General features: G+C 67.1%; 21 protein-coding genes. 9 read left to right on the top strand and 12 right to left on the bottom strand.

Translation table 11 applies throughout. From position 1 onward, the window contains the following. Window positions 1-27: 27 nt before the first annotated feature. Both M9978_RS04670 and M9978_RS04665 read right to left on the bottom strand, forming a co-directional pair. Complete coding sequence (locus M9978_RS04670; RefSeq protein ID WP_254291771.1) at window positions 28-978, bottom strand: isopenicillin N synthase family dioxygenase; 951 nt, start codon at window positions 976-978, stop codon at window positions 28-30. A gap of 120 nt (window positions 979-1,098) precedes the next feature. Continuing rightward, window positions 1,099-1,587: a hypothetical protein gene (locus M9978_RS04665; RefSeq protein ID WP_254291769.1), complete on the bottom strand. Its 489-nt coding sequence runs from the start codon at window positions 1,585-1,587 to the stop codon at window positions 1,099-1,101. Between the two features lie 84 nt (window positions 1,588-1,671). Between M9978_RS04665 and M9978_RS04660 the strand changes: the two genes are divergently transcribed. The 5 genes from M9978_RS04660 (at window position 1,672) to M9978_RS04640 (ending at window position 4,894) form a co-directional block, all read left to right on the top strand. Next, window positions 1,672-2,931 carry a multidrug effflux MFS transporter gene (locus M9978_RS04660; protein WP_367305040.1) on the top strand — a complete coding sequence of 420 codons (1,260 nt, stop codon included), beginning with the start codon at window positions 1,672-1,674 and terminating at the stop codon, window positions 2,929-2,931. 77 nt (window positions 2,932-3,008) lie between these two features. Then, window positions 3,009-3,347 carry a DNA primase gene (locus M9978_RS04655; RefSeq protein ID WP_254291765.1) on the top strand — a complete coding sequence of 113 codons (339 nt, stop codon included), beginning with the start codon at window positions 3,009-3,011 and terminating at the stop codon, window positions 3,345-3,347. A gap of 55 nt (window positions 3,348-3,402) precedes the next feature. After that, window positions 3,403-3,996 (top strand): YdeI/OmpD-associated family protein, encoded by a 594-nt coding sequence (locus M9978_RS04650; protein WP_254291763.1) that lies wholly within the window; start codon window positions 3,403-3,405, stop codon window positions 3,994-3,996. Window positions 3,997-4,052: 56 nt separating this feature from the next. After that, window positions 4,053-4,460 carry an ExbD/TolR family protein gene (locus M9978_RS04645; RefSeq protein WP_254291762.1) on the top strand — a complete coding sequence of 136 codons (408 nt, stop codon included), beginning with the start codon at window positions 4,053-4,055 and terminating at the stop codon, window positions 4,458-4,460. Between the two features lie 38 nt (window positions 4,461-4,498). After that, the gene (locus tag M9978_RS04640) at window positions 4,499-4,894 is read left to right on the top strand and encodes an acyl-CoA thioesterase (protein ID WP_254291760.1); all 396 of its coding nucleotides are present in this window, start codon (window positions 4,499-4,501) and stop codon (window positions 4,892-4,894) included. On the opposite strand, the gene ppc is transcribed toward M9978_RS04640, so the two are convergent. From ppc to M9978_RS04620, 4 genes are all read right to left on the bottom strand, one after another. Beyond that, window positions 4,891-7,563, bottom strand: a complete 2,673-nt coding sequence (ppc, locus tag M9978_RS04635) for a phosphoenolpyruvate carboxylase (RefSeq protein WP_254291758.1) — start codon at window positions 7,561-7,563, stop codon at window positions 4,891-4,893. The genes M9978_RS04640 and ppc overlap by 4 nt on opposite strands. A 279-nt stretch (window positions 7,564-7,842) precedes the next feature. Continuing rightward, a complete protein-coding gene (locus tag M9978_RS04630) occupies window positions 7,843-8,223 on the bottom strand; it encodes a septal ring lytic transglycosylase RlpA family protein (RefSeq protein ID WP_254291757.1) in 381 nt (126 codons plus the stop codon). 85 nt (window positions 8,224-8,308) lie between these two features. Then, window positions 8,309-10,861: a DNA topoisomerase (ATP-hydrolyzing) subunit B gene (gyrB, locus tag M9978_RS04625; protein ID WP_254291755.1), complete on the bottom strand. Its 2,553-nt coding sequence runs from the start codon at window positions 10,859-10,861 to the stop codon at window positions 8,309-8,311. An 81-nt stretch (window positions 10,862-10,942) separates the two neighbouring features. Next, on the bottom strand, window positions 10,943-11,623 hold the full coding sequence (locus M9978_RS04620; RefSeq protein ID WP_254291753.1) for a hypothetical protein: 681 nt from the start codon (window positions 11,621-11,623) through the stop codon (window positions 10,943-10,945). A gap of 73 nt (window positions 11,624-11,696) precedes the next feature. Here M9978_RS04620 and M9978_RS04615 point away from each other — a divergent pair, with 73 nt between their 5' ends. Next, window positions 11,697-11,888, top strand: a complete 192-nt coding sequence (locus M9978_RS04615) for a hypothetical protein (RefSeq protein ID WP_254291751.1) — start codon at window positions 11,697-11,699, stop codon at window positions 11,886-11,888. Here M9978_RS04615 and M9978_RS04610 read toward each other — a convergent pair. The 5 genes from M9978_RS04610 to M9978_RS04590 form a co-directional block, all read right to left on the bottom strand. Beyond that, complete coding sequence (locus M9978_RS04610) at window positions 11,854-12,600, bottom strand: OmpA family protein (protein ID WP_254291750.1); 747 nt, start codon at window positions 12,598-12,600, stop codon at window positions 11,854-11,856. The genes M9978_RS04615 and M9978_RS04610 overlap by 35 nt on opposite strands. An 85-nt stretch (window positions 12,601-12,685) precedes the next feature. Further along, the gene (gene recF / locus M9978_RS04605; protein ID WP_254291748.1) at window positions 12,686-13,747 is read right to left on the bottom strand and encodes a DNA replication/repair protein RecF; all 1,062 of its coding nucleotides are present in this window, start codon (window positions 13,745-13,747) and stop codon (window positions 12,686-12,688) included. A gap of 44 nt (window positions 13,748-13,791) precedes the next feature. Beyond that, window positions 13,792-14,559: a Coq4 family protein gene (locus M9978_RS04600; RefSeq protein WP_254291746.1), complete on the bottom strand. Its 768-nt coding sequence runs from the start codon at window positions 14,557-14,559 to the stop codon at window positions 13,792-13,794. A gap of 64 nt (window positions 14,560-14,623) precedes the next feature. Further along, complete coding sequence (gene dnaN / locus M9978_RS04595; protein WP_254291744.1) at window positions 14,624-15,727, bottom strand: DNA polymerase III subunit beta; 1,104 nt, start codon at window positions 15,725-15,727, stop codon at window positions 14,624-14,626. Window positions 15,728-15,870: 143 nt separating this feature from the next. Next, window positions 15,871-16,467: an outer membrane protein gene (locus M9978_RS04590; protein ID WP_254291742.1), complete on the bottom strand. Its 597-nt coding sequence runs from the start codon at window positions 16,465-16,467 to the stop codon at window positions 15,871-15,873. Window positions 16,468-16,649: 182 nt separating this feature from the next. Between M9978_RS04590 and M9978_RS04585 the strand changes: the two genes are divergently transcribed. Then, the gene (locus M9978_RS04585) at window positions 16,650-17,276 is read left to right on the top strand and encodes a histidine phosphatase family protein (protein WP_254291740.1); all 627 of its coding nucleotides are present in this window, start codon (window positions 16,650-16,652) and stop codon (window positions 17,274-17,276) included. Further along, complete coding sequence (locus tag M9978_RS04580; RefSeq protein WP_254291738.1) at window positions 17,273-17,734, top strand: hypothetical protein; 462 nt, start codon at window positions 17,273-17,275, stop codon at window positions 17,732-17,734. The genes M9978_RS04585 and M9978_RS04580 overlap by 4 nt, the downstream gene beginning before the upstream one ends. Window positions 17,735-17,784: 50 nt before the next feature. Here the strand turns inward: M9978_RS04580 and M9978_RS04575 are convergent, their stop codons facing one another. Further along, complete coding sequence (locus tag M9978_RS04575) at window positions 17,785-18,231, bottom strand: DUF4168 domain-containing protein (RefSeq protein ID WP_254291737.1); 447 nt, start codon at window positions 18,229-18,231, stop codon at window positions 17,785-17,787. 65 nt (window positions 18,232-18,296) lie between these two features. On the opposite strand from M9978_RS04575, the gene rlmN reads away from it, so the two are divergent. Continuing rightward, window positions 18,297-19,505, top strand: a complete 1,209-nt coding sequence (gene rlmN, locus M9978_RS04570) for a dual-specificity RNA methyltransferase RlmN (RefSeq protein WP_254291735.1) — start codon at window positions 18,297-18,299, stop codon at window positions 19,503-19,505. Window positions 19,506-19,520 lie beyond the last annotated feature (15 nt).

Here is a 19,520-nt window from a genome sequence, read left to right as displayed (position 1 = left end):
GGTGACGCAGGAATAGTTGGGCGCGGTTTACTTCTTCGTCAGCCCGATCTCGGCGAGGCGCTCGGCGAGATAGTCGTGCGCAGTGATCGGCGGCTCGCGCTCGGGGTTGGAGGCCGTGACGCATTGCGGCAGCGCTTTGATCAGGAAATCCGGCGCGGGATGCAGGAAGAAGGGCATCGAATAGCGCGAATGGCCGCGCCGCTCGGGCGGCGGGTTGACCACGCGGTGGGTGGTCGAGGGCAGGACATGGTTGGTCAGCCGCTGCAGCATGTCGCCGACATTGACGACCATCGCGCCCTCTGGCGGCTTGATCGGCAGCCACTGGCCATCGCGGTCGAGCAGCTGGAGCCCTGCTTCCTCGGCGCCGAGCAGCAACGTGATCAGGTTGATGTCCTCATGCGCGCCGGCGCGGACATTGGGCGCATCCTCGGTCACCGGCGGATAGTGGAGCAGGCGGAGGACCGAGTTGCCGTCCTTGACCGCCCGATCGAACCAGTTCGGCGCGAGGCCGAGATGGCGGGCGATAGCCGAGAGCAATTTGTCGCCTGCGGTGTCGAGCGCGGCGAACAGCTCGAGAAACGTGTCACGGAAGCCCTCCGGGCGCGACGGCCAGACGTTAGGGGCCATGCTGTCGGAGAAGCGATGGCCTTGGGGCAGTTCGCGGCCGATATGCCAGAACTCCTTGAGATCGACATATTCGGCGCCCTTGGCGATCTCGGTCTTGAAGGGCGTGTACCCGCGCGCGCCGCCGCCGCCCGCGACGAAATAGCCGCGCTTCTTGTCCTCGGGCAGCTCGAAGAACGCGCGCGTCTGCGCCCAGGCGCGGGCGATCAGGTCTTCAGGAACGCCATGGCCGCTGACCATGGCGAAGCCGAAACGCTCGAACGAGCCGCCCAGTGCGGCGGCGAACGCGTCGGGGTCGCGCGCCTGATCGGCCATGTCGATCAGCGGGACCTCTGCGAGCAGGGTGTCGGACATAAAAAGTAGCTCCGGATACGATTCTTGATCCGCAGATATACCTTCGCAAGTCGCTAGAACAGGGGCGGGAAGGGCGCGAGTGCCGTGCGGCCTTCCCGCCATCCACCTACGCAGTGGATTTCAGGTGCCGGTAACCGACAGCGTGCCGCGGGACGTGGCGTCGCCGGCCGGGGCCAGCTTTAGCGTGAAGGGACTGCCGTCGCTGGTCTTGCCGGCGAGCACGCCGTCCTTGAGATCGACGGTGAAGCCCGCACTCTGCATCTGCTCGCGGAACCAGTTCTGCACCTGCGCCGCGGCGGCTGGAGCGTCGAACTGGACCTTGACGCTGCCCTCCTTGCCATTGCCGGATTCGACATTGAGGTTGGCGATGGTCGAGCCGGGGTACAGCTTGAGGCCATCGACCTCGAAATTGTCGGCGCCGAATTCGAATTTGGGCAGCTTGAGCGAGCCTTCGAAGCCCGGCGCCTTGATCGCGACGCGGCCGTCCTTGCCGACGCTCGCGACGGTGTTGCCGTCATCACCCTTGATCGAAACCGACGTGCCGTCGCCTTCGTTGCCGCACGCCGCCAGCGCTGCAGCAAGGGGAAGGATCAGCAACGTTCGCTTCATGACAACCTCCAACCGTATTAGTTGGGCAATACACTAAGATCGCAAATGTAAAAGGTCAATGCGTGGGGTGACGAAGAAGCTGCGATGCGGCATGGGCGCGCCATGCATGCGCGAACGACCTCTCATGCGACCGAAGCGCCCAACCGCTCGCCGATCCCGATGGGCGAATTCGTCGCGCTGATCGCCTCGATCATGGCGCTGACTGCGCTGGGTATCGACTCGATGCTGCCGGCGCTGCCCGCGATCGGCGACGAACTGGGCGTGGCGGAACCCAATCATCGGCAATATGTGATCACCGCCTTCATGCTCGGCTTCGCCGTCGCGCAGCTGTTCCACGGGCCGCTCGCCGACCGGTTTGGCCGCAAGCCGGTGATCGTGGCGGCGCTTTTGCTCTACGTGCTGACCAATGCGTGGGCGGCGTTTTCGAGCAGTTTCGAACTGCTGCTGGCCGCGCGCGCGGCCAGCGGCGCGGCGGTTGCCGCGGGGCGGGTGGTCACGGTGGCGCTGGTGCGCGACTGTTTCGCCGGACGCGCGATGGCACGTGTCATGAGCCTCGCCTTCATGACGTTCATGATCGTGCCGGTGCTCGCGCCCGCGTTTGGACAGGCGATGGTGATCATCTTCGGCGACTGGCGGCTGATCTTCGGCGGCGTGGCGGCGGTATCGGCGGGCGTGCTGATCTGGTTCACCCTGCGCATGCCAGAGACGCTGGATCGTGAAGCGCGCGATGCGTTCCACCTGCGCAATGTGTTCAATGGCTATGGCGTGATGGTGCGCGACCGTTGGGCGGTCGGTTACACACTGGCGTCGGCGGCGATTTGGGGCTGCTTCTTCTCGTTCGTCGGCTCGATTCAGCAGATCGTCTATGATGTGTTCAAACGGCCCGAACTGCTGACATTGGTGTTCGGCGCGATAGCGGGGTTCATGGCGGCGGGGGCGTTCCTGAATTCGCGGCTGGTGATGCGGCTGGGCATGCGCTTCCTGTCGCACCTGGCGCTGGTGGCGACGCTAGGGATCTCGGCGTTGCACCTCGCGGTGATCCTGGCGGGCGGCGAGAATCTGTGGGTGTTCATCGCGCTGCAGGCGCCGATGATGGCAGCGATGGGGCTGTGCAACTCCAACTTCTCGGCCATGGCGATGGAGAATATGGGCGATGTCGCGGGCACCGCGTCGAGCTTGCAGGGCTTCGTCCAGACCATGGGCGCCGCGGTGCTGGGGGCGGTGATCGGACAGTCGTTCGACGGCAGCACGGTGCCGCTCTATACCGGCTTCCTGACGCTCGGACTGACCGCGCTGCTGATCATCTTCGTCACCGAGCGCGGACGGCTCTTTCGCCGCAGCTGACTCCATTCGTCGCAAGCGCGCGGAACCGTCGCGCCCCGCCCGCCGTTCGCGCTTGAGTAGAAACATGGAGGGCTGCGATGGGCGGCTATCAGGTGACGGGGCGCGGCCCCGGCGACGACGGCTATGACGAGGACGGCTATGACGAGAGCCAGCGCGCCGAGATCCTCGAGGCGACGCGCGACGGCCCGAGCGACGGCACGATCCTGACGGACCTCAACCCCGATCTGGGCGAGGACCCGGACGAGATGGACGAGGACGACGAACTCGCCATGGCGGCCGACGAGATTGGTGACGAGACCTCCGCCGAAACAGATGACGAAGATGATGAAGAGGACGACGTTCAAGCCGAGTTCGATGCGGATTCGGTCGAGGAAGACGATCTCGGCGATGGCGACGCAGTGGCGCTCAACCCCTAGCCCTTGACGGCGCGAGCCTTCGGACGGAGCAATCCGTCCGAGGGAGGAATGCGTCATGTCCACCGATCCGCGAATCGACGCCTATATCGCAACGCAGGCCGAGTTTGCCCGGCCGATCCTGAGCTGGCTGCGCGCGCGGGTGCATGCCGGATGCCCGGATGTCGAAGAGGGCATCAAGTGGAGCATGCCCGCTTTCTCCTACAAGGGCCGGCCGCTGGCGGGCATGGCTGCGTTCAAGGCGCATACGACGTTCGGCTTCTGGTATCGCGACCAGATGGCGACGGGCAAGGAAGGCGAGGCGATGGGCCAGTTCGGCCGGATCACCTCGCTGAGCGAACTGCCCGGCGACACGGCGATGGAAGCGCAGGTGCGCGCGGTCGTAGCGCTGATCGACTCGGGTGCGTTCGCCAAACGCGAAAACCAGGTGCGCAAGCCCGAGGTCGAGGTGCCGGAGGTGTTGGCGGAAGCGCTGGCGCGCGACCCGGTCGCGGCGGCGAATTTCGATGGCTTTGCCCCCAGCCAGCGCCGCGAATATTGCGAGTGGATCGCCGACGCCAAGCGCGAGGCGACGCGTGACAAAAGGCTGGCCGAAGCGATTGCGTGGATTCGCGAGGGCAAGAAGCGGCACTGGAAGTATGAGGCATGCTGACTTGACGGCCGTGGCTGTATGTGATGATGTAACATCATCATTGCAGGAGGTGCCCTATGAAGCGTGCCGTCATCCTTGCCGAACCGCAGCCCTTGGCCGCGATCAACATCACGCCGCTGATCGACGTGCTGCTGGTGCTGTTGATCATGATGATCCTGACCATCCCCATCGCCTCGCACAAACTGCCGGTGGAGTTGCCGAGCGGACCGCCGACAGGCACACGGCTGGAGGTGCCGCATCGGCTCGAGATCGCCGCCTCCGGGGCTTTGTTGTGGGACGGCCGTGCGATCGGCGACGCCGAGCTGCCGGTTCTGCTCAAGTCGACGGTGGACGCCGGCGGCGTGTTGCATCTCAAGACCGACGAGGCAGCCCGCTATGAGCGGTTCAATTCGGTGCTGGCCGTGGTCAAGCGCGCCGGGGTGAGCAGGCTCGGTTTCGTCGGGAACGAGGCGATGCGCTACTGACGCTTTCGTTCGGGCCCGGCCTGACGTAAACGTCAAGCATGACGCGCTTTACCCAGCAGATCACCGCCCGGCCGGAGGACATTGACGAGCTGGGGCACGTCAACAATGCGGTATGGGTCCAGTGGATTCAGCAAGTTGCGGTCGCACACTGGTATGCGGTCGCGCCGCCGGAGGATCAGGACGCTTACTTCTGGGTCGTGACACGGCATGAGATCGATTACCGCGGCAATGTCGTCGCTGGGGAGACGGTGACCGGGGAGACCTGGGTGCCCGATCCGCCGCGTGGCGCGCGGTTCGACCGGCATATGAGGTTCACTGGGGCGGACGGCAGGGTGAAAGTCGAGGCGGTATCGACCTGGGCAATGATCGAAAAGGCCAGCGGGCGGCCGATGCGTGTGCGGCCGGAGCTGGCGGCGCTGTTCATCGACAGCTAACCCGAATTCCGCAACGCCGTCGCGATGGCGTTGATCGACAGCAGGATGCCCTGTTCGATCTTGGGATCGGTCTCGCCCGCGCGGTGGCGCTTCAACAGCTCGACCTGGAGCAGGTTGAGCGGTTCGATATAGGGCAGGCGCAGCCGGATCGAGGTTTCGAGCGCAGGGTGCTTTTCGAGCAGGCGAGTCTGGCGCGTGATTTCGAGCAGCTGATCGTGCGTGACCTGCCAGCCGTCGCGAATGCGGCCGAAGATCGAATCGGCGAGCGCGCGGTCCTCGACCAGCCCGGCATAGCGTTCGGCGATCGCCATGTCGGACTTGGCGAGGACCATTTCGAGGTTCGCCAGCGTCGAGGCGAAGAGCGGCCAACCCTCGGCCATTTCGCGCAGCAGGCCGCGGTCGGGGAATGCCGACAGCGCATCGCCGACGCCGTACCAGCCCGGCAGCATGACTCGCGCCTGCGCCCAGCTGAACACCCAGGGGATCGCGCGCAGATCCTCGATCGCGTCGGATTTCTTGCGGCTCGCCGGGCGGCTGCCGATCTTCAAGCCCGCAATCTCGGCGATCGGGGTGAGCTGGCGGAAGAAGGTACGAAAGCCATCGGTACCGTAAACGAGACCGCGATAGGCGGTGAAGGCGGTGCCGGAAAGCTGCTCCATCGCGCCCTCGAAGCGCCCGGCATCGGCATCGCTGAGCCGCTGCGGCTCGAGGCTGGCGAGCAACGTCGCCGAGGCCATCGCCTCGAGATTGGTCGCGGCGCTTTCGCGCGTGCCGTATTTCGCCGCGATCACCTCGCCCTGTTCGGTGATGCGGATGCGGCCCTGCACGGTGCCGGCGGGCTGCGCCTGAATCGCCTGGAAGGACGAGCCGCCGCCGCGCCCGACCGCGCCGCCGCGGCCGTGGAACAGCTGCATGCCGATTCCGGCTTCCTCGAACACCGGCTTCAATGCGGTCGAGCCCTTGGACAGGCCCCAAGTCGAGGTGAGGTAGCCGCCGTCCTTGTTCGAATCGGAATAGCCGATCATCACTTCCTGATGGCCGCGCGCCTTGGCGACATGCGCCACCTCGGGCAGCGCGAACCACGCGCGCATGATCGCGGGCGCGGCGTCGAGATCGCCGATCGTCTCGAACAGCGGCACCGCCATGATATGCGCTTCGGGCGTGTCCCCGGGAATGTAGAGTCCCGCTTCCTTGAGCAGCACATGGACTTCGAGCAGGTCCGAGACCGACTGCGCCATCGACACGATATACTGACGGATGGCGGCGCGACCGTAGCTTTGGTGCGCCTCCGCCGCGGCATTGACGATGGCGAGCTCCGACGCGGTTTCGTCCGAATAGCTGGCATAGCGGCTGGTGAGCGGGCGCGGGCTGGCGAGCTCGCGGCGGAGCAGGGCGATGCGGGCGTCCTCGTCGAGTGACGCATAATCGGCCTCGACGCCGGCGACCTTGAGCAGCTCGGCGATCACGCGCTCATGCACCGCGCTGTTCTGGCGCATGTCGAGCGTGGCGAGGTGGAAGCCGAAGATATCGACCGAGCGGATCAGCCGCCCGAGCGCGCCGGACGAGGCCAGCGACGCGCCGCCATGCGCGGCGAGGCCGTGCGCGACGGTGGCGAGATCGGCGCGGAACGCTGCGGGGTCGCGATAGGCTTCGCCCTTGAGCGGGCCGGGGCGCGGGGCGGGCTTGCCGGTGAGGTGGCGATAGGTGGCGGCGAGGCGGGCGTAGATTCCCGACAGCGCGCGGCGATAGGGTTCGTCCGAGCGGCTGGCGGCGTCGTCGCCGCTGGCTTCGGCGAGTGCGGCGATCCCGCCGTCGATCTCGGCGTGGTGGGTTGAGATCGAGAGTTCGGCACCGAGCGCATGGACCGCGTCGAGATAATGGCTGAGCACCGTCTCGGCCGAGCGGGCGAGGGTGAGACGCAGCGAGTCGGCGGTGACGAACGGGTTGCCGTCGCGGTCGCCGCCGATCCAGTTGCCGGGCTTGAGGAAGGGCGGCACGCGCTCGCCGAGTGCGCGGTCCCAGCGGGCGTAGAGCGCGGGCAAAGCGGGGAGAAAGACGTCGCGCAGATAGGACAAAGCGGTCTCGACCTCGTCGGCGACGTACAGCCGCTCGAACCGCAGCACGCGAGTCTGCCACAGCAAGGCGACCTGCCGCGTGATCGCTTCCTCGACCAGATCGCCATCAGGCGTTTCCGCAACTCCGTCGTCGCGCAGCCGCATCAGCTCGGCGATCCGGTTGCGGTGGTCGATCATCGACTTGCGGCGCACCTCGGTCGGGTGTGCGGTGAGCACCGGGGCGACGAGTGCGTTTTCAAGCAGTTGCGCGATCTTGTCGGCGCCGATGCCATGTTCCTTGAGCTTGGCGATGGCGTGTTCGAGATCGGCGCCCGGTTCCGCGGCGATGCCCTGACGGTCCTCGGCGAGGTTGGCGAGCATCGAGAACAGCATGAAGCTGCGCACGAAATCGAGCGTCTCGTCGAGGCTGAGGCTGTCGAGGCCGGGATCGATCGTGTCGGCGCCGGCGACGCCGCGATGGCGGTCGACCGAGGCGGCGCGGATATATTCGATCCGCCGGAACAGCGCCTCGCCGCCATAAGCGCGAATGACGTCGCCGAGCAGCTTGCCCAGAAAGCGGATGTCGGCGTTGTTGGCGATCGGGGTGCTGGCCATGGCGGATTGCTGCACTGCAATATCGGCGGCGTCAATTAGATCGTCACTCATGTGACGACCTCTGGCTGCTCGCGTCGCAGGGGTTACCCAAAATGAGCGAAGTTGACAAAGTTGACACAAAAGCGGGGTTGTCATGCGCGAGGGCGCCGGGCCGTTGCAGGCCCGCCGTCATCGAAATCTGATCGCATGGAATGGGCATCGGCGCGGGTCCCCGGGGACGTGAAGGAAGCGTCTGGGTAAGCCGGAATCGGTGCTGTAGGAAAATGGTTTCGGGGCGCGTCAGTCGTCGAGCAGCGCGAGGCTGACCTTCGCCGTGCCGGTGCGGTGCATGCCGATCTCGCGTGCGGCGGCGTGGCTCAGGTCGATCACGCGGCCGGCGCGGAACGGGCCGCGGTCGTTGATGCGAACGATCACGCTCTGGCCGGTGGACAGGTTGGTGACGCGCACCTTGCTGCCGAACGGCGCGGTGCGATGCGCGGCGGTGAGCGTGTCGGGATCGCAGCGTTCGCCGCTGGCGGTGCGGTTGCCGGCGATCTCGCGGCTGAAATAGCTGGCGGTGCCCTGGCCGAGGTCGGCGCCGATCTCAGCGCCAACATCGAGTTCGTCGGCCGCGACCGGCGCGGCGGCGAGCATCAGCGCGATGGCAATGAATCCCCGCATTCCCCGTCCCCTTTGACCGGGGACGGTGGAGCAGCGCGCGCTTTCAGCCGCAAATGGTCAGCGGCGTAACGAATTGAATCCGCGATCAGACGTCGAGATTGGCGACGCTGAGCGCATTCTGCTGGATGAATTCGCGGCGCGGTTCGACGACGTCGCCCATGAGTCGCGTGAAGATTTCGTCGGCGACGTCGGCCTGATCGACCTGCACCACCAACATCGAGCGATTGGATGGGTCGAGCGTGGTTTCCCACAGCTGTTCGGCGTTCATTTCGCCGAGACCCTTGTAGCGCTGGATCGACAGACCCTTGCGGCCGAAGGCGAGGATCGCGTCGAGCAACTGGCTGGGGCGCGAGACAAGCGTTTCGCCCTTGGCCGCGACGACCGGGGCGGCCTCGGCCTCGTCGCCTTCCGGCGCTTCGGCTTCCGCTTCGGCCTCGGCGGCCTGGGTCGCCCTTGACGAGATCAGCTTCGACGGGACGAGATATTTGTCGGCATGCTCGCTCGCGAGCGCGTGGAGCTTGCGCGCTTCGGCCGAGACGAGGAACGCCGCCTCGACGATGTGATGGTCGGTCACGCCGCGCCACCAGCGCTCGAAATGATAGCCGCCATCCTCGGTGACGCGTGCCGACCAGCGCGCATCGGCATCCGCCGCGTCGAGGCGGGTGACGACCGAGGTGATGCTGCCCGCGCGCTGATCACGCGTGGCGTTGGGATCGAGCCCGTTGCCGAGCGCCAGCGCCTCGATGATCATTGGATCGTAGCGGCGCGGGACGTAGCGGGCGAGCGTGCGCAGGCGGCGGGCATGCTCGACCAACTCGCGCAATTCCTCACCGGTGCGCTGCACGCCGGCGGTGTCGAGCACGGTGCCGCCGACCCCGGCATCGACCAGATACTGGTCGAGCGCGGCATCGTCCTTGAGATAGACCTCGCTACGGCCCTTGGCGGCTTTGTAGAGCGGCGGCTGGGCGATGTAGAGGTGCCCGGCATCGATGATCTCGGGCATCTGGCGGTAGAAGAAGGTCAGCAGCAGCGTGCGGATATGCGCGCCATCGACGTCGGCGTCGGTCATGATGACGATCTTGTGGTAGCGCAGCTTTTCGAGGTTGAAATCGTCGCGGCCGATGCCGGTGCCCATCGCCTGAATGAGCGTGCCGATTTCCTTGGACGAAAGCATGCGGTCGAAGCGCGCGCGCTCGACATTGAGGATCTTGCCGCGCAGCGGGAGGATCGCCTGGAAATGGCGGTCGCGGCCCTGCTTGGCCGAGCCGCCGGCCGAGTCACCCTCGACCAGGAACAGTTCGGACTTGGCGGGGTCGCGCTCCTGACAATCGGCGAGCTTGCCGGGCAGGCTGGCGATGTCCATTACGCCCTTGCGCCGGGTCAGCTCGCGCGCCTTCTTGGCGGCCTCGCGTGCGGCGGCGGCGTCGATCACCTTCTGGATGATCTGGCGGGCGTTCTGTGGGTTCTCTTCGAGCCATTCGGCCATCTTGTCGGCCATCAGGCTTTCGAGCGGCTGGCGCACCTCCGAGCTGACCAGCTTGTCCTTGGTCTGCGACGAGAATTTGGGATCGGGCAGCTTGACCGAGACGATCGCGGTGAGACCCTCGCGCATGTCGTCGCCGGTGAGGGTGACCTTCTCCTTCTTCAGCGCGCCCGACTTGTCGGCATAATTGTTGATCGTGCGCGTCAGCGCGGCGCGGAACGCAGCCAGGTGGGTGCCGCCGTCGCGCTGCGGGATGTTGTTGGTGAAGCAGAGGACGTTTTCGTAATAGCTGTCGTTCCACTCCAGCGCGACGTCGATCGTGACGTCGTCGCGGGTGCCGGCGATCGCCACCGGATCGGGCATCAGCGGGGTCTTGTTGCGGTCGAGATACTTCACGAACGCGGCGATGCCGCCTTCGTAATAGAGTTCGACTTCCTTGATCTCCTCGTGCCGCGCGTCGCGCAGGAACAGCCGCACGCCCGAGTTGAGGAAGGCCAGTTCGCGATAGCGGTGCTCGAGCTTTTCGAAATCATACTCGATCTGGTTCTTGAAGGTGCCGCCGTCGCCCGGCGTCTTTTCGGTCGAGGCGAGGAAGGTCACGCGCGTGCCCTTCTTGCCCTCTGGCGCCGGCCCGACGACCTTGAGCGGTGCGGTGGCGTCGCCATAGGCGAAGCGCATGTAATGCTCCTCGCCGTCGCGCCAGATGTTGAGATCGAGCCACTCGCTGAGCGCGTTGACCACCGAGACGCCGACGCCGTGCAGGCCGCCCGAGACCTTGTAGGCATTGTCGTCCGACGTGTTCTCGAACTTACCGCCGGCGTGAAGCTGGGTCATGATGACCTCGGCCGCGCTGACGCCTTCCTCCGAATGGATGCCGGTGGGGATGCCGCGGCCATTATCCTCGACGCTGACCGATCCGTCGGCGTTGAGCTGGATCACGATCTTGTCGCAATGCCCCGCCAGCGCCTCGTCGATCGCGTTGTCCGAAACCTCGAACACCATGTGGTGGAGACCCGAGCCGTCGTCGGTGTCGCCGATATACATGCCGGGGCGCTTGCGCACCGCGTCGAGGCCCTTGAGGACCTTGATGCTGTCGGCGCCATAGGCGTTCGCGTTGGGGATATTTTCGGGGGTTTTATCGTCTTCGGATGCCATGCCGAGCCTATAGGGTCGGGCGTCACGAAACGGAAGCAAAATGGAGGGCCGGACGACAAGCCCCGGCCCTCCATTTTCGGGTCAGCGCTGGGTGGTGACGGTGGTCTTGGTGCGCTCCGTCACGGCGGCGGCGCGGACCGGTGTCGAGCGCTTGACGGTGCGCACGACCTTGCGCTTGGCCACCGGCTTGCGCGCGGCGGTTCGCGTAACCGTGCGCGGCGCGGTCGCGGCGGTGGTCTTGACGGTTTCGGTGGTGACGGTCACCGGCGCGGCCTGCGCTGCACGCGCGGCGGCGGCTTCGGCCTGCGCCGCGCGGGCCGAGTCCGCGGCGGCCTCGGCGCGGGCGTTGGCCGCTGCGGCATCGGCCTGGGCGCTGGCGGCCGCGCTCTCGGCGTCGGCGCGGCGCGAAGCCTCGACATCGGCGCGCGCGGCGGCCCGGTCAGTCGCCCGCGCCTGGGCGCGCTGCGAGGCGGCGATGGCGAGGTCAGCGAGGCGCGAGGCTTCGTTGGCCGTAGCGATCGCCTGATCCTTGCTCATCCGGGCGAGGTTTTCCTCGGCGGAGCGCAGCGCCGCCTTGGCCTCGACCTGATAGCGCGAGACTTCGCCTTCCGGCGCAAGCTGGGCAGCGGTATCGACGCGGGCGCGCGCCTCGGCGACGGCGGCGCGGGCGCGATCGGCCTTGCCCTGCGCGAACACCGGGGATGAAGTGGCGATCAACGCGGCGGCGGCGACGCCCAGCGGAAGTTTGGTAAAGATACGCATGATACTCTCCTGAACCTTGGGAAGCTGACGTCAAAACGAATTGGGCCAGCCGGATGTTCCGGAGAATGATCGAATGGGGCGTTATCTTCGAATGATTATCAAGTTAATCGAAGATGTTGTCCATGATCTGAAGATGTCGCGACGATATCGCCGAGATCTGAAGCATTTCGGCAGCGATTATCGAGGAAAAGCGGGCCGCGCCATGGACGCGGCCCGCTTCTTCAGCGTTGTCAGAACTCGCTGGCGCGGCGGCCCAGCAGCGTGACTTCGACGCGGCGATTCTGGCGCATGCCCTGCGGCGTGTCGTTGCTCGCGATCGGCTGGCTCTCGCCGAGGCCGCGCACGGTGAAGCGGGCGCGGGTCACGCCCATCTCGTCGAACGCGGCGCGCACCGCATCGGCGCGGCGCAGCGAAAGCGCGTCGTTATGCGCATCGGTGCCGCGCGAATCGGTATGGCCCTCGATCGCGACGCGAACGCCGGGATTGTCGCGCAGATAGGCGGCGAGCGTCTCGAGCTTTGCCGAAGCGCCGGGACGAAGCACCGCACTGTCGGTCGCGAACAGGACCGAGTCCTCCATCCGCATCGTCGCGCCGCGCTCGGTCTGGCGGAAGCCATAAGCGCGCATCGCGCCGCGGTCCCAGCCGCCGGCCCGCGGGCCTGGCCGCTGCCAGCCGCTGTCGCGAGACTCCCAGTCGAAGCGGTCGCGGCGCGGCCCGGCGAAACGCTCGAACGCGCGGTTGGCCGCATCCGCCTCGCGCGGACTGACGAGCCCGTCGCGGTTGCGGTCGAAATTGCGCATGACGAAGGCGCGGCCGCGATTGGTGCGGCTGAGCTGCGGGTGCAGCAGGCGCACGCCGGCGCCCGCGAGGCGATAGTCGCGAGAGCCGGGGCGACCGCCGCTCCAGTCCCAATCCTGTGCCGATGCGGGCGCGATCATCGCGATCCCGAGCGTGGCGGTGAGCAATAGCTTCTTCATGTCATCCTCCGTGTGTCCCCCGACCTGGGACCCGCGATAGGAGGCGGCGCTTGAACCTGTGCTGGCGCGAAACGACAGGCGGCGTTCAGGCTGGAACCACCGCGCCGTCGCGAACGGCGTAGCGCGTGGCTTGGCCCAACCCCGCGAACAGGGCGGCCTCGGTGCCGGTCATCCACACCTGGCCGCGCCCGGCGAGGCGATCGAAGAGGGCGACGCGGCGGCTGGGGTCGAGGTGCGCGGCGACCTCGTCGAGCAGCAGGATCGGCGCGCGGCCGGTGCGGTCGGCGACGAGTTCGGCATGGGCGAGGACGATGCCGAGCAGCAGCGCCTTCTGCTCGCCGGTCGAACAGAGATGCGCGGGCTGGTCCTTGCCGAGATGAGTGACGTGGAGATCGTCGCGGTGCGGGCCGGCGAGCGTGCGGCCGGCGGCGGCGTCGCGCGTGCGGCCGGCGCGGAGCTGCGCCGCGAGGTCGGCGGCGGGCGCGCCGTCGAGATGGAGGCCGGCGCGGGCGAAGGCGCCTTCGGGCTGGCCGGCGAGGCGGTCGGCCAGCGCTTCGACCGCGGTGCGGCGAGCGGTGTCGATCGCCGCGCCATGCTCGGCCATGCGCGCCTCGAGCGCGGTGAGCCAGTCGGGGTCGGCGGGTTCGTCGCCGGCGAGCAGGCGATTACGCTCGCGCATCGCGGCTTCGTAGCGCGCAGTGTGGTGGGCGTGGCCCGGGGCGAGCGCGAGGGTCAGCCGGTCGAGGAAGCGGCGGCGCTCGCTCGCCGGCTCGACGAACAGCCGGTCCATTGCCGGGGTCAGCCACAATATGGTGAGCCATTCCGCGAGGGTCGTGGCCGCCGCGGCGGCGCCGTTGATGCGGACGATGCGGCGTTCGGGCGCGGCGGGTTGGGTGCCGGTGCCGATCTCGGCGCCTTCAGCCAATGTGGTCGCCACCCCGAACCCGCCCTTGCCGCCCTGCCGCGCCATTTCCGACAGCGGCGCGCGGCGCAGACCGCGGCCGGGGGCGAGCAGCGAAACGGCTTCGAGCACGTTGGTCTTGCCCGCGCCATTGTCGCCGGTCAGCACGACGAAGCCGCTGCCGGGCGTCAGCACGGCGTCGGCGTGGTTACGGAAATCGGTCAGGACGAGGCGGGTGAGGGCCATTCGTCCGGCTGTAGCGGCGCGCCATGCTCGCCGCCACCATTGCGTCAGATGCCCGCCAGCCCCGCGTCGGCAAGCTCGCGCTGCGCCTGGCGGTAGATCACCGGCTCCGCGATGTTCAGGCGGCGGCGTGCGGCGTCGAGCGGCTCGGTCATCAGCGCCTCATAATCCTCGGCCGACAGCCAGGCGGCGCGCTTGCCGCGGCGATAACCCTCGATCACCGCGCGCAGGAAGGTGCGCTTGCCGGTGATGCGCAGGCTCTTGAGCGCGGCGCCGGCGCCGATGAACGCCCAGCCAAGACCGCCGGTCTGCGCATAGGAGAAGCCGACCAGGCACGCTTCGCCGAGCGGTTCGTCGGCCTGATAGCCGGTGAGGATGTGCCAGATGTCGTGGATGTCGCGCTCGCGCCGGCCGAACCAGGCGTGCGGATGCTCGACCGACTGGGCGATTCCTTCGGCGGTGCTGAGATCGACCAGACCTTGGGCGGAATAGCCCGTCCGGTCGAGAAACTCTCGATAGGCGGCGGCGACCGTGCCAGCCGGGAGCGAATCGATCCACGCGCGATCCGAGAAACGCTGCGCCAGCTCGACCCGTTGATAGGCAAGCCGTCCGCCCTCCGGCACCGTCAGCAGCTTGCGGTAGTTGCGTCCGGCGATGTCGCCGTTCAGCGCGCGCATGATGCGGAACACCTGGGCGGTGTCGTCCGCATCGCGCAACAAGCGGATCAGTGCACGGAGCGCCGTGCCCCAGTCGCGGGGTTGCGGCTGAACCCAGTTGATTGGGGCCTGTTCGACTGGTTGCGCTCGCGTCGCCATATTCTGCCGCCTTTACTGACAGAGATGTCAATAAGTGCTTGTCGCGTTCAAATCAAGGGAGCGATCACACCCGCATCGGCATCAGGACGTAAAGCGCGGGCGACTTGTCGTTCTCGCGAATCAGCGTCGGGGCGGCGGCGTCGGCCAGATGCACCTCGACCAGATCGCCTTCGACCTGACCCAGAATGTCCATCAGATAGCGCGAGTTGAAGCCGATCTCGAACGGCTGCGCGGCATATTCGCCGGGGACTTCCTCGGCGGCGGTGCCGTTGTCGGGGCTGCTGACCGACAGCGTGATGCGGTCGCGGTCGAGCGCCATCTTGACCGCGCGGGTCTTTTCGGTGGCGATCGTCGAGACGCGGTCGACGCCCTGCATGAAGCTGCGCGGATCGATCTTGAGGATCTTGTCATTGCCCTGCGGGATGACGCGCGAATAATCGGGGAAGGTGCCGTCGATCAGCTTCGAGGTGAGAATCGCGGCGCCGAGGTCGAAGCGAATCTTCGAGCCCGACAGCGACACGCCGACCGAGCCGTCGACCTCGTCGAGCAGCTTGCGCAGCTCGGCGACGCATTTGCGCGGCACGATCACGTCGGGCATCGCCTCGGCGCCATCGGGGCGCGCGACGGTGACGCGGGCAAGGCGGTGGCCGTCGGTGGCCGCGGCCTTGAGCACATCGTCGGCGACATGCAGGAAGATGCCGTTGAGATAATAGCGCGTCTCTTCGGTCGAGATCGCGAAGCGGGTCTTGTCGATGATCTGCTTGAGCGTTTCGGCGGGCAGTTCGAATACCGTCGGCAGCTCACCCTCGGCGATCACCGGGAAATCGTCGCGCGGGAGCGTGCCGAGCTCGAACTTGGCGCGGCCGGCGTTGATCTTGATCTTGCCCTCGGCCGCGGTCAGCTCGACCTGCGACCCCTCGGGCAGCTTGCGCGCGATGTCGAACAGCGTGTGCGCCGACACGGTGGTGGCGCCGGCCTGGTCGACCGCGGCGGGCACGGTCTCGTCGATCTGCAGGTCGAGGTCCGTGGCCATCAGGCGAATCGAACCCTCCAGCGAGGCCTCGATCAGCACGTTGGACAGGATCGGAATGGTATTGCGCCGCTCGACCACCGATTGGACGTGGCTGAGACCGCGGAGCAAAGTTGCGCGTTCGATCGTCGCTTTCATGTGTATTCCAAACCCCCGGGGCGGACGCCCTGCTCTGACGGCCATGGGTTAGCCGCCCGAAGTTCGAGATATCCTTAACGTGAAAAAGGGCCGGAGCAAGCGCCCCGGCCCCTCATGAAATATAGTTGTGGAAGAATCGGCTATCAGAAGCGGATGCCGATGCCCGCGGCGACCTGATGCCGGTCGACATCGATGTCGTAACCGCCGAGATCGCCATAGTTGGAATAGCGATACTCGCCCTTCACATACATGTTGCCGCCGAGCTTCTTCTCGATGCCGGCGCCGACGCGGAAGCCGTCCATATTCTCGCCCACGCGAGTCGTGGTGGTCGCGGTGCGGTATTCGGTATCGACGCGGGCGTTGGTGTAGCCGCCCTTGGCGTAGAGCAACGTGCCCGAGCCGACCACGCCGCCGATGCGTCCGCCGACATAGAGGTCGCGGCCCATATCGACGGTCAGCCGGTCGCCCGCGGCGAGCAGGCTGTCGGCGCGCGTGTCGGTGGTCGATCCGGTGAGTTCGCCCTCGACGCCGAACACCGCACCGCCGGCCTGCACGTCATAGCCGATCGCGCCGCCATAGCTGACGCCGTCGCTGGTGCCGGCGTCCTGCCCGGTGCCGTCGCCGACCCGGTCATAGCCGACCACACCCTCGGCGCGGAGGCCGGTGAAGCTGTCGTCCTGCGCGAAGGCGGGGGCCGCGAACGCGCTCGCGGCGAGCGCGGCAAGAACCAGTTTACGCATACAAAACTCCTGTAATCACGCCCCGATACGCTGGGGCAGGGTTCAAATAGGTGGGCTGGCGCGGGGTTGCATGAACCCCGGATAAACGCGGCGGCCCGTTGTATTCGGGCAACACACCGTGGCGGCTTTGTGGCGAACGAAAGCACTTGCCTTGTTGCTGCCCGCAATGGGACAGCGGCGTGATGCGCAAGGGACGGGACTTCATCGCGCGGCATGGCGAGACCGTGTTCAACGCCGCCGGCCGGCTGCAGGGCGAGCATCCGCACACGCCGCTGACGCGCGCCGGATTCGCGCAGGCGGACGAGATGGGGCGGGCGCTGCGCGCGCTGCTGGGTGTGAAGCCGAAGCTGACGCTATGGGCGTCGAACACCGGGCGGGCGTTGCAGACGCTGGCGGTGATCGCCGAGCATCTGGAACTCGACTGGCATGACGCGAGGCACGATGTGCGGCTGGCCGAGATCGGCATGGGGATCTGGGGCGGACGTTATTATGCCGAGCTGGTGCCCGAATTCGGCGAGGTGATCGCGGCCGGCGGGTTGTTGCGGCCTGCGCCGGAGGGCGAGATCTACCCGCAGATCGCCGCGCGCGTGTCGGCATGGCTGGCCGACACCGATGACGATCCGGGCGACCGGCTGGTGATCATGCACGGCATCTCCAGCCGCGTGCTGCGCGGGGTGATGACCGGGCAGGACGCGCATGCCGAGTTCGCCGCGCCGATCGCGCCGGGCCTGCCGCAGGGATCGGTGGTGAAGGTCGAGCGTGGTGCCGAATCGGTGGCGCATATCGGCACGGGACGCGCGCCGGCATGATCGCGACGCTGATGCTGCTCGCCATGCTTCAGGGGCAGGGCCGCGAATCGCTCGGCGTGTTCGACAGCTGGGGGGCGTTCCGCGATGCCGCGCCGGCGCGCTGCTTCGCGATCGGGCAGCCGGTGCAGGGCGGGCGCGCAGCGTTCGCCAGCGTCGCCAACTGGCCGCGATCGGGCGCGCGCAACCAGCTGTATATTCGCCTGAGCCGCGCACGCGATCCGCGGGCGAAGGTGACGCTGTCGGTCGGCGAACGGCGCTTCGAACTGATCGCGGGGGCGAGCGACGCCTGGGCGCCCGATGCGCGCACCGATCTTGCGATCGTCACGGCGATGCGGTCGAGCCGCAGCATGAGCGTCGAATCGCTGGCGCGGGGTGGCGGGGCGTTCGCCGATGTCTATGCGCTCAAGGGCGCGGCCACGGCGATCGATGCCGCCGCGATGGGGTGTGCCCGGCGCTGATGAAGGGTTGGGGCTGCACCCGCTGACGCGAATGCAGCCCCGGGGGATACTTATTTGGCCGGCGCGGGGGCTGTGCCCTGTTCCGCGACGATCGCGTCCTGAATGCGCTTTTGCAGGGCCGTGTCGGCACCCGACGCATTGGCGATCTCGTTGAAGCGCTCGGGCTTAAGCCCGGCGGTGGTCACCACCTCGGCGAGCTTCTTGCCCTTGTCAGCGGCGGGAACGCCTGCGTCCTTATTGACCTTGTCGACCGCGATCGCGGCCTTGGCGAAGCTCTTGACCTCGGCGTCGGTGATCGCGGCAGCGGCAGCCGGCGCGGCTGGCTTTGCGGCAGGTGCCGGGGCGTCCTGTGCCAGCGCGGGCGCGGCGATCAGCGCGGCGCCAATGGCCAGAACGTTGCGAAACTTGATCATTCTCATACTCCAGAACACGAAAAACAGGTGCCCCCGCGCCAAGGCTTCCAGCCGGGTGCCGCGCCCGCAACCACGCAGCGACATGCCGTGGCGGGGGCGGGACGGGCCGGGGAGTGGAAAAGGCCCGCGATTTCGCCTATATGCGCGCCATGCAGACAGCTTCGGCCCCGCTCATGCCCATCCCCGGGCACATCGATCCCGTGCCCGTCCCGCGCGCATTCAAGCCGCGCGCCGACGGGCGAATCGACTTGCTCGGCCTGTCCAAGGCCGACCTGCGCATGGCGCTGGAGACGGCGCAGCTGGAGCCGAAACAGGCCAAGTTGCGCGCCAAGCAGCTGTGGCACTGGATCTACAATCGCGGCGTCACCGACTTTTCGCTGATGACCGACATCTCCAAGTCGATGCAGCCCTGGCTGGAGCAGCGCTTCACCATCTCGCGCCCGCAGGTGATCGAGGCGCAGGTGTCGACCGACGGGACGCGCAAATGGCTGCTGCGATCGGACGACGGCCAGGATTACGAGATGGTGTTCATCCCCGACGCCGATCGGGGGACCCTGTGCGTATCGAGCCAGGTCGGCTGCACGCTCAACTGCCGCTTCTGCCACACCGGCACGATGCGGCTGGTGCGCAACCTCGAGCCGGGCGAGATCGTCGGACAGGTCATGCTGGCGCGCGACGCGCTGGGCGAATGGCCGAGCCAGCCCGAGGGCCGGATGCTGACCAACATCGTGATGATGGGGATGGGCGAGCCGCTCTATAATTTCGAGAATGTCCGCGATGCGCTGAAGATCGTGATGGACGGCGACGGGCTGGCGCTGAGCAAGCGCCGCATCACGCTGTCGACCAGCGGCGTGGTGCCGATGATGGCGCGTGCGGGCGAGGAGATCGGGGTCAACCTCGCGGTCTCGCTGCACGCGGTGACCAAGGAAGTGCGCGACGAGATCGTGCCCTTGAACCGCAAGTTCGGGATCGAGGAGCTGTTGCAGGCGTGCGCCGACTATCCCGGTGCGAACAATGCGCGGCGGATCACCTTCGAATATGTGATGCTGCGCGACAAGAACGACAGCGACGCCGACGCGCGCGAGCTGGTCCGGCTGATCAAGAAGTACAAGCTGCCGGCCAAGGTCAATCTGATCCCGTTCAACCCCTGGCCGGGCGCGCCTTATGAATGTTCGACGCCCGAGCGGATTCGCGCGTTCCAGGAGATCGTGTTCGGCGCGGGCATCTCGGCCCCGGCGCGCACCCCGCGTGGGCGCGACATCGATGCGGCATGCGGCCAGCTCAAGACGGCGTCGGAAAAGAAGTCGCGCGCGGAACTGGACCGACTGGCTGAAGAGAAACAGGCTGCATTGGGCTGAAATCACGCCATTGCG

The sequence above is a fragment of the Sphingomonas tagetis genome (genome assembly GCF_024211275.1).
GTDB classification, from domain to species: Bacteria; Pseudomonadota; Alphaproteobacteria; order Sphingomonadales; family Sphingomonadaceae; genus Sphingomonas; species Sphingomonas tagetis.
Note: the sequence above shows the minus strand (reverse complement) of the source record. Positions and strands in the feature narration are given on the sequence as shown.